Here is a 9,891-nt window from a genome sequence, read left to right as displayed (position 1 = left end):
CGTATTGCTAAGGTTAAAACGGAGGAGTTAGTTGGATGATCCAGCACCTGTGCCGATCAGGTCGAACGTGTCGCGGAAATGCTTTTCCAGGTAACGCTTGTACGGTTCCGGCGATGCCATCCAGCGCATTGCCGTGGATGACGATGATGGGCGGGTTCTGGCCGCCCTGGTGGGCGTAGCGCATCTTCGGACGGGTGCTGCCCTTGCGCTTCGGTTCCTGCTTCTCGATGGCTTCCTGCAGCGCGCGCGTCAGGCGCGGCGTCGACAGCTTCGCGGTCGCCGCGGCGTACGCCGTATCGATGGCCTTCATCAGGTGGTTGATGCCGGTGCCCTTCAGCGCCGAGATGAACTTCATCTCCGCGAAGCCGAGGAAGTCCAGCTTGCGGTCGATGTCGTTCTTGACCTGGTCGCGCTGGTCGGACGTGAGGCCGTCCCACTTGTTGACGGCGACGACGAGCGCGCGGCCCGTTTCCAGGATGAAGCCGGCGATGTGCGCGTCCTGCTCGGAGATGTCCTGCTGCGCATCGAGCATCAGCACGACGACGTTCGCCTCCGAGATCGACTGCAGCGTCTTCACGACCGAGAACTTCTCGATCGCCTCGAACACCTTGCCGCGGCGGCGGATGCCGGCCGTGTCGATCAGCGTGTAGTTCTTGCCGCCCTTCTCGAACGGCACCTCGATCGAGTCGCGCGTGGTGCCCGGCATGTCGAACGCGATCACGCGCTGCTCGCCGACCAGGGTGTTGATCAGCGTGGACTTGCCGACGTTCGGGCGGCCCACGAGGGCGATCTTGACGCCGTGGTCGGCCGGCTCCAGCTCCTCGGCTTCGGCGGGGCGCTGCTGCACGGCTTCGTCGATGGCCTCGTTGACCAGATCCAGCACGCCGTCGCCGTGGGCGGCGGAGATCACGTACGGATCGCCCAGGCCCAGCTCATAGAAATCGGCCGTGACCGAGGTGTACTTCATGCCCTCGCTCTTGTTCACGACCAGCATGACCTTGCGGCCCGACTTGCGCAGGAAGTCCGTGATGGTCTTGTCGTGCGGGGTCAGGCCCTGGCGGCCGTCGACGATGAACATCACGACGTCCGCCTCGGCGACGGCCTGGCGCGTCTGCAGCGCCATTTCGTGCATGATGCCTTCCTTGGCGACCGGCTCGAAACCGCCGGTATCGATGACCAGGAACGGCCGTTCGCCCATGCGCCCTTCGCCGTAGTGGCGGTCGCGCGTGAGGCCGGGCAGATCCGCCACCAGCGCGTCGCGCGAGCGGGTCATGCGATTGAATAAGGTCGACTTTCCGACGTTGGGACGACCTACGAGTGCGATTACCGGCTTCATTGAATCTTATTCGACCGCGATTGCGGTCACGGTTCCATTTTGTGTTTGAAAAATCAGGTTCGAACCGACGACCAGAGGCGTGGATTCGATGGCGCTGCCGTCGGTCGCGGCACGGGCCAGGAAGGCACCGTCCTCGCGCGACAGGAAGTGTACATAGCCCTGGTAGTCGCCGACGGCGACGGCGCGGCCGTACGACACCGGCGTGGACAGGCGGCGGTAGGCCAGCTTGTCGTTCTTCCACGCGCTCGTGCCGCTGTCACGGTTATACGCGAACAAGGCACCTTTGTCGTCCGGGACGAACACGAATCGCTGGTCGGCGGCCACGCCCACTTCGGACGAGATGTCGCGGGTCCAGCGCGGGCTGCCGGTGGCCAGGTCGAAGCAGCCGACGCGGCCCTGGTACGAGACGGCGCACACGTCGTTGTCGATCACGACCGGCGTGCCGCCCATGTCGGTGACGCGCTCCAGTTCCGTCGCGCCGTGCGCCACGCCCACTTCGATTTCCCAGCGCGGCGCGCCGGTGGCGAGGATCAGCGACATCAGCTTGCCGCCCGGCTGGGCGATCAGCACGTCCTTGTCGTGGATGACCATGCCCGGCGCCAGGCGCAGCGTGAGCGCGGGCGCGGTGCGCTGCACGGTCCACTTCTTCTGCCCGGTCTTGGCGTCGTACCCGTTGATGCGGTTGTCGATGCTGCGCGCGACGACGATGCCCTCGCCCACGACCGGCGACGACAGGATCTCGGAGGACAGCTGGGCATCCCACAGCTTCTTGCCGTCCATGTCGAACGCCAGCAGCTTGCCCTTGGCGCCGCCCAGCACGATGACGTTGCCGTCCGTGCCGACGCCGGCCGTCAGGTCCATGCCGGCCTTCGTGCGCCATATCTGGCGGCCCGTGGCGGCTTCGGCGCGCACGATGGTGCCGTCGCCGCCGGCGGCGACGATGGTGTTGTCGGCGATGGCCGGCGAGAACATATAGCTCTGGGACTTGCCGACTTCCAGTTTCCACGCCGTGCGCACGGCCATCGAACCCTTGAGGTCGACCAGCGGCGCGGGCTGGTTGCCCTTCGGTTTGGACGCGAACGGATTCAGCGAATGCATGGTGGAGCAGCCCGTCATCAGGGCGAGGACACCGACACCAACGAGCTTGCGGCTAATACGCATATTCTTCTTACCTTGTTCTGTGAGTACTGCAAACGTACACGCAACGAGTATCAACGTCGTCCCCGCGAAGGCGGGGATCCAAGTTGCGAGCGTTACGGCAGCGCGTAAAACTTGGGTTCCCGCCTGCGCGGGAACGACGGTCATTCTTACGCAACCACGAGCTTGAGTTACGCAACCACGAGCTTAAGTTACGCAACCGCGACCTTGAGTTACGCAACCACGAGCTTAACTTACGCGGCGGCTTTCTGTGCCGGCGCACCACCGATCGCATCCAGCTTGACCTGCACGACCTGGCGGCCCGGATGGTTCTTCTCCATCTTGTCGAGCGCGGCCTGGTAGGCGGTGCGGGCGTCGGCCAGCTTGTTCTGCGCGACGAAGACATCGCCCTTGCGGTCCTGCACCTCGGCCGCGAACTGCACCGGGAAATCGCCGTTCAGCAGCGCGAGCGCCTGGTCGTAGGCCTTCTCGTCCAGCAGCACGCCGGACAGGCGCAGCCTGGCGATCGCCTTGTACTCGTCGTCGCCATGATCGGCCGCCCACTGCAGCTGGGCCTTCGCGGTCTTGAGGTCGTTCGCGTCGAACGCGGCCTTGGCGGCGGCCAGCGCGGCCATCGGGGCGTAGGCGGTCGAGCCGAACTTGTCCTCGATGTCGCTCGTGAAGCGCTGGACCTTGGCCTTGTCGCCCGCCTGGATCGCCACCGTCAGGCCGTCGTACAGGCCGGACGCTTCCGCGGCCTGCGTGCGCTGGTGCGAGTTCCAGAAGTTGTAGGCGGCATAGCCGCCCAGCGCGAGGATCAGCACCCAGCTGATGAGGTTACCAAAGCGGTCCCAGAAGGCCTTGAAATTGGCTATCTGTTCCTGTTCTTCGAGATCGTATGCCATGGACGTCGGTCTTTGTCTTATCGTTGGTTGAGAAGGCCCCCGCGCGCGGGCGCGGGTTCGGGATTATGGATGGTAGTGCACGTGATCGTGGTCGTGATCATGGTCGTGTCCGCCCACGATCTGGTCGACGATGAAGTCGACGGCGTCGTCGAACGGCACGCTGGACTGCTGCTGGCCGCCCTCGGCCTCGCGCAGCGCCTTCACGGCCACGACGTTGTTGGCCACTTCGTCCGCGCCGATGATCACGGCGAACGCGGCGCCGGAACCGTCGGCCTTCTTCATCTGGCTCTTGAAGCTGCCGGCGCCGCTCGGCGTCGCGCAGTGCAGGACCACGTCCAGGCCGGCGTCGCGGATGCGCTCGCCGAGGATGAACGCTTTCATTTGCGCGTCCGCGCCCTGGTGCACCAGGTAGACGTCGCACTGGGCCGGTTCGGCCGGCTCGCCCGTGCCTTCATCAGCTCGATCAGGCGCTCGATGCCCATCGCGAAGCCGATGCCCGGCGTCGCCTTACCGCCGAAGGTCTCGATCAGCGGGTCGTAGCGGCCGCCGGCGCAGACGGTGCCCTGCGCGCCCAGCAGGTCGGTGACCCACTCGAACACGGTGCGGTTGTAATAATCGAGGCCGCGCACGAGGCGCGGGTTGACCGTGTACTGGACGTTGTTGGCGTCCAGGATCTGCTTCAGGCCCTCGAAGTGCGCGAGCGATTCGTCGCCCAGGTAGTCGAGCAGCTTGGGCGCGGCGTTGACCAGGTCCTGCATGGCCGGGTTCTTCGTGTCCAGGATGCGCAGCGGGTTCGCGTGCAGGCGGCGCTTGGCTTCGGCGTCGAGCACATCGATGTTCGCCTCGAAATAGGCGATCAGGTCGGCGCGGTGGCGCTGGCGCTCCTCGGCGTTGCCGATCGAGTTCAGTTCCAGGCGGATGTTATCCAGGCCCAGGTCGTCCCACAGGCGGCGGCACAGCATGATCAGCTCGGCGTCGATGTCCGGGCCGGAAAAACCGATGGCTTCCGCGCCGAACTGGAAGAACTGGCGGTAGCGGCCGCGCTGCGGACGCTCGTGGCGGAACATCGGGCCCTTGTACCACAGGCGCTTGGGGCCGTCGTAGGCGAGGTTGTGCTCGATGACGGCGCGCACGACGCCGGCCGTGCCTTCCGGACGCAGCGTCAGCAGGTCGCCGTTCATCGAATCGGTGAAGGAATACATTTCCTTTTCGACGATGTCGGTGACGGCGCCGATGGCGCGCGCGAACAGGCCCGTTTCCTCGACGATGGGCGTGACGATCTTCTGGTAGCCGTAGCTCTTGAGCACGGATTCCGCGGTGTTTTCGAACAGCTCCCACAGCGGCGCGTCGGCCGGGAGGATGTCGTTCATGCCTTTGACGGCGACGATTTTCTCTTTTTCTCGGACATTTCTATTTGTTCCTTCCGACTACTTGAATACCGTCGTCCCCACGCAGGCGGGGACCCAAGTTTGCATGCGTTATCGCGACGCACGCATCAATTGGGCCCCCGCCTTCGCGGGGGCGACGATCAGGTAGTTTCAACCTGCTTCGAATAATTCTTCTGTACGTAATCCAGCACGATCGTCTTGAACTCATCCACGATCCGCTCGCCCCGCAGTGTAGCGACCTTTTGCCCATCCACAAAGACCGGCGCCGCCGGCGATTCGCCGGTGCCCGGCAGCGAGATGCCGATGTTGGCGTGCTTCGATTCGCCCGGACCGTTCACGATGCAGCCCATCACGGCCACGTTCATCGCTTCCACGCCCGGATAGGTCTTCTTCCATTCCGGCATCTGCTCGCGCAGGAAGGTCTGGATGTTGTCGGCCAGTTCCTGGAACACGGTCGACGTCGTGCGGCCGCAGCCCCGGGCACGCGATCACCATCGGCGTGAACTTGCGCAAGCCCATCGTCTGCAGGATTTCCTGGCCGACGACGACTTCCTTCGTGCGGTCGCCGCCCGGCTCCGGCGTCAGCGAGATGCGGATCGTGTCGCCGATGCCTTCCTGCAGCAGCACGGACAAGGCCGCGGTCGACGCGACGATGCCCTTGCTGCCCATGCCCGCTTCCGTCAGGCCCAGGTGCAGCGCGTAGTCGCAGCGGCGGCCCAGTTCGCGGTAGACGGCGATCAGGTCCTGCACGCCGGACACCTTGCACGACAGGACGATTTTTTCACGTGCCAGGCCGATTTCCTCGGCGCGCTGGGCGTTCTCGATCGCCGACGTAATGAGGGCTTCGTACATGACGGACTGCGCGCTCCACGGCTGCGCGCGCGAGGCGTTCTCGTCCATGATGCGCGCCAGCAGCGCCTGGTCCAGGCTGCCCCAGTTGACGCCGATGCGCACCGGCTTGTCGTACCGGATCGCGGTTTCGATCATCTGGGCGAACTGGGTGTCGCGCTTGGCGCCCTGCCCCACGTTGCCCGGATTGATGCGGGATTTCGACAGCGCCTGCGCGCACTCGGGATAATCGCGCAGCAGCAGGTGGCCGTTGTAGTGGAAGTCCCCGACCAGCGGGACGTCGACGTCCATCCGGTCGAGCTGTTCGCGGATCGCGGGCACGGCGGCCGCGGCTTCCGGCGTGTTCACGGTGATGCGCACGATCTCGGAACCCGCGCGCGCCAGTTCCTTGACCTGGATCGCGGTGCCGATCACGTCGGCCGTGTCGGTGTTCGTCATCGACTGCACGACGACGGGGGCGTCGCCGCCGACCATCACCTTGCGCGCGCCGTGTTGCACGAGCACGCCGCGGCTGGCGCGGCGCGGCAGCGGGCCGGAACCGATCGGCTCGTTGGCGTTGTTCGAAAAAGTCATGTCCTTGATTCCGTTCTTACTGGAGATTCACGCGCGACAGCGTCTTGCCCGGCACCGCCGGCAGCGCGACGGCGGCGCCGCGCAGCGTGGCCGTGACGCCGGCCGGATTACCGACCGTCATGCGCACCGGCTGCTCGACGTTGACGGTCTCGGTGCTGCCGGCCTTGACGAGGCGCGACAGCAGCGGCGCGCCGCCCTTGGCCGGCCGGACTTCGATCCACGAGTCCTGGCTGACGCTCAGTACGAGGGCGTTGGCGCCCGCCGGGGCCGCGGCCGGGGCGGTCGTCGCGGCCGGCGCTGCCGGTGCGGCGGCCGGCGTGGCCGGTGCCGCGGGGACGGTCGCCGGCGGCGCGCCCGTCGCGGTCGTGCCCGGCACGTTGACGACGGCGCCCGGCGCGGCATTGTTTGCGGCGGCCGGCGGCGCGGATGCGGCTGCGCCCGGACCCGGCACGGAAATCAGCGGCACGGCCGGATTCTGCAGGGGCTCGACGGCGTTGCCGCTGGCGACCTCGGTAACGCCGTTCGCCGCCGGCGCGGTCACGCTCGTCACGGCCGTTTCGCCACGCTGGGCGCCCGGGACGAGGCCGAAGTGCCAGGCCGCGGCGGCCGCCACGACGACCACGACCGGGCCCGCGATCCAGCCCAGCGGCAGGCTCGAACGCTTGCCGTGGCTCGGGAACTTCGATTCGGAGAACGAGGCCGGGGTCGGACGCCGGTTCGCCGTGACCGCGCTCGTGTCGGGCGCGGGCTCGGTCTCCATGGCGATCTGGGCCACCAGCGGCGCCGGATCGACCTTCACCAGCTTGGCATAGGCCCGCACGAAGCCGCGGGTCACGGCGGGGCTGGGCAGCGCGGCGTAATCGCCCGCTTCCAGTGCGATGACCTGGCGCACGGCGAGTTTCAACTGGTCGGCCACCTGTTCGACGGACCACCCCAGCGCCTCGCGCTGCGCGGCCAGGGCCTGGCCCGGGACGCCGCGCACGGGCGGTTGGTTGTCGGGCGTCGCCGGCTGATCTGCACGCTCGGAACTCATTGTCGTTGTCTCACTCACGAAATGCACCGCGCTCGAACGCCGCATACTCGGGCGAACCGGGGAAGCGCTTGCGCAAGCTGCGCCGCCAGCGACGCTTCCGTGTCCCGGTCGCCGAGCATGTGCTTGACCCGGATGGCCAGCCACAGCACGTCGGCCGGCAGCACGTCGAGCTTCGCTGTCTCCGTCAGGCGGTTAATGAAAAACCCGGCGCGGGAATAATCGCGCCGCTCGAAATACACCCGCGCCAGTCCGGCGCTCGTGGCCGGCAGGTCGGGATCGTAACGCAGGGCATCGAGCAGATAGCGCTCGGCCGCGTCGACATTCTTCATCTTCAGGCTGCAATTGCCCGCGTTGACCATGGCTTTGGCCGGCGACACGTAGTTCGGATTCTTCAGCGCCGTGTCGAAATAGCCCATGGCCTCGCGCGGCTTGCCGCCGGCTTCGCACAGGAACAGCCCGTAATTGTTGGACAGGTCCGGATTGCCGGGCGCCAGGCGCAGCGCATGCCGGTAATTCTCGTCGGCGAGGACGTTCTCGCCCATCGCCGTGTAGATCAGGGCGCGCACGCCGTATGCATCGGCGGCGTCCGGGTTGGCGGCGATGGCGCGCTTCACCTCGTCCAGCGCGACGTCGTACTTGCGTTCCTGGTAATAGCCCACCGCCAGTTGCAGGCGGATCTGGGCGCGTTTTTCCGCGGCCGTCTGGTCGGACAGCGTCTTGAGCTCGTGCGTATCGCCCGCCATGCCGTCGCCGTTGCCGGCGCAGGCCGACAACAGCAGCGGGAAGGCCAGCGCGCAGGCCAGGCGTCCGGACAGCCGCGGCATCAGGACGCGATCTCCACGATCTTGCCGAAGTCCGGGCCGAATTTCTTCTGGTATTCGGCCATCTTGCTCATGCGCTCGTTCGCGCGGGTACGATCCTGGACCTCGCCCGCCACCTGGCCGCAGGCGGCGTCGATGTCGTCGCCGCGCGTCTTGCGGATCGTGGTGACGAGGCCGGCATCCATCAGCACCTGGGCGAACGCCTTGATGCGCGGGTTCTTCGAGCGCACGAGGCCCGATTCCGGGAATGGATTGAACGGGATCAGGTTGAACTTGCACGACACGCCGACGACCGGGTCGTTGACGAGGGCGACGAGTTCGCGCGCATGCTCGTCGGTGTCGTTGACGCCGTCCAGCATGCAGTATTCGAACGTGATGAAGTCGCGCGGGGCGAATTCGAGGAAGCGCCGGCACGCGGCCATCAGCTCGCGCAGCGGGTATTTCTTGTTCAGCGGGACGAGCATGTCGCGCAGCGGATCGTTCGAGCCGTGCAGGGACACGGCCAGCGCCACCGCGCATTCCTGGCTCAGCTTGTCCATGTTCGGCACGACGCCCGACGTCGACACGGTCACGCGGCGGCGCGACAGGCCGTAGGCGTTATCGTCCAGCATCAGCTTGAGCGCCGGTGACGGTCGGGTCGAAGTTCAGCAGCGGCTCGCCCATGCCCATCATGACGACGTTGGTGATCTGGCGCTCGCCCTTCGGCCCCGGCTCGATGCCTTTCGTGCGGCGCAGCTCGAACTCGGCCATCCACAGCTGGCCGATGATCTCGGCGACCGAGAGGTTCCGGTTGAAGCCCTGCTTGCCCGTCGAGCAGAAGCGGCAGTTGACGGCGCAGCCGGCCTGCGTGGAAATGCACAGCGTGCCGCGCGTCTCTTCCGGGATGAACACGGTTTCGACGGCGTTGCCGTTGCCCACGTCGACCAGCCATTTGCGCGTGCCGTCGCTCGACGTGTGGTCGCTGATGACGGCGGGCGAGCGTACCTCGGCGCGCGTCTTGAGCTTTTCGCGCAGTGATTTCGCCAGGTCCGTCATGGCGTCGAAATCGGCGACGCCGAACTGGTGGATCCAGCGCTGCAGCTGTTTGGCGCGGAAGGGCTTCTCCCCCAACTCGGCGCAGTAAGCGACGAGCTGCGCGGGATCGAAGTCCAGCAAGTTGGTGAGAGTTGCCATGATTGAATCCTGTGCCTTCAAAATAAGTTCCGCCCGCCGGGCTCCGGGAGCATGGGCGAGCGGGATATTGCGATGTTAAGCCAGCTGGCGCCGCTCAACGAAAAAAATTTGCTACGAAGATTAACGCGAGTAGACGTTCAGTGCCGGGAAGTAGTAAGCGATCTCGACCCTGCCGGCCACGAGCGCCGGACTGGCGCGGGTGTATTTCGAGCGGCGCGATTATTCCCGCGCCGGGTTTTCATTAACCGCCTGACGGAGACAGCGAAGCTCGACGTGCTGCCGGCCGACGTGCTGTGGCTGGCCATCCGGGTCAAGCACATGCTCGGCGACCGGGACGCGGAAGCGTCGCTGGCGGCGCAGCTGCGCAAGCGCTTCCCCGGTTCGCCCGAGTATGCGGCGTTCGAGCGCGGTGCATTTGAGCGTGAGACAACGACAATGAGTTCCAGCGTGCAGATCAGCCGGCGACGCCCGACAACCAACCGCCCGTGCGCGGCGTCCCGGGCCAGGCCCTGGCCGCGCAGCGCGAGGCGCTGGGGTGGTCCGTCGAACAGGTGGCCGACCAGTTGAAACTGGCCATGCGCCCAGGTCATCGCACTGGAAGCGGGCGATTACGCCGCGCTGCCCAGCAGGTGCTGGATCATCCAACTAACTCCTCCGTTTTAACCTTAGCAAACGT

At 66.2% G+C, this 9,891-nt stretch carries 5 protein-coding genes and 4 pseudogenes; 1 reads left to right on the top strand and 8 read right to left on the bottom strand.

The window, feature by feature from the left end; genetic code table 11:
- Positions 1-27: 27 nt before the first annotated feature.
- From der to rlmN, 8 genes and pseudogenes are all read right to left on the bottom strand, one after another.
- A pseudogene (gene der, locus ACWNCF_RS04530) lies at positions 28-1,336 on the bottom strand (ribosome biogenesis GTPase Der).
- 6 nt (positions 1,337-1,342) lie between these two features.
- On the bottom strand, positions 1,343-2,497 hold the full coding sequence (bamB, locus tag ACWNCF_RS04525) for an outer membrane protein assembly factor BamB (RefSeq protein WP_449406183.1): 1,155 nt from the start codon (positions 2,495-2,497) through the stop codon (positions 1,343-1,345).
- Between the two features lie 230 nt (positions 2,498-2,727).
- Positions 2,728-3,378, bottom strand: coding sequence for a YfgM family protein (locus ACWNCF_RS04520; RefSeq protein ID WP_449406182.1), 651 nt, complete (start codon positions 3,376-3,378; stop codon positions 2,728-2,730).
- A gap of 63 nt (positions 3,379-3,441) precedes the next feature.
- Positions 3,442-4,748, bottom strand: a pseudogene (gene hisS, locus ACWNCF_RS04515) (histidine--tRNA ligase).
- Positions 4,749-4,906: 158 nt separating this feature from the next.
- Positions 4,907-6,188 (bottom strand): annotated as a pseudogene (ispG, locus tag ACWNCF_RS04510) (flavodoxin-dependent (E)-4-hydroxy-3-methylbut-2-enyl-diphosphate synthase).
- 16 nt (positions 6,189-6,204) lie between these two features.
- The gene (locus tag ACWNCF_RS04505) at positions 6,205-7,170 is read right to left on the bottom strand and encodes a helix-turn-helix domain-containing protein (RefSeq protein WP_449406181.1); all 966 of its coding nucleotides are present in this window, start codon (positions 7,168-7,170) and stop codon (positions 6,205-6,207) included.
- A gap of 65 nt (positions 7,171-7,235) precedes the next feature.
- Complete coding sequence (pilW, locus tag ACWNCF_RS04500) at positions 7,236-8,045, bottom strand: type IV pilus biogenesis/stability protein PilW (RefSeq protein ID WP_449406180.1); 810 nt, start codon at positions 8,043-8,045, stop codon at positions 7,236-7,238.
- Positions 8,045-9,215: pseudogene (rlmN, locus tag ACWNCF_RS04495) on the bottom strand (23S rRNA (adenine(2503)-C(2))-methyltransferase RlmN). Before rlmN ends, pilW begins: the two are co-directional and overlap by 1 nt.
- A gap of 485 nt (positions 9,216-9,700) precedes the next feature.
- Here rlmN and ACWNCF_RS04490 point away from each other — a divergent pair.
- On the top strand, positions 9,701-9,891 hold a 191-nt coding region (locus ACWNCF_RS04490; RefSeq protein ID WP_449406179.1), incomplete at its 3' end, for a helix-turn-helix domain-containing protein.

The organism is Massilia phosphatilytica (assembly GCF_977014125.1).
Note: the sequence above shows the minus strand (reverse complement) of the source record. Positions and strands in the feature narration are given on the sequence as shown.

What these genes read in the sequence shown, in the direction of transcription:
- bamB (WP_449406183.1), bottom strand. Translation starts at nt 2,497, where the DNA reads ATGCGTATTAGCCGCAAGCTCGTTGGTGTCGGTGTCCTCGCCCTGATG.
- ACWNCF_RS04520 (WP_449406182.1), bottom strand. Translation starts at nt 3,378, where the DNA reads ATGGCATACGATCTCGAAGAACAGGAACAGATAGCCAATTTCAAGGCC.
- pilW (WP_449406180.1), bottom strand. Translation starts at nt 8,045, where the DNA reads ATGCCGCGGCTGTCCGGACGCCTGGCCTGCGCGCTGGCCTTCCCGCTG.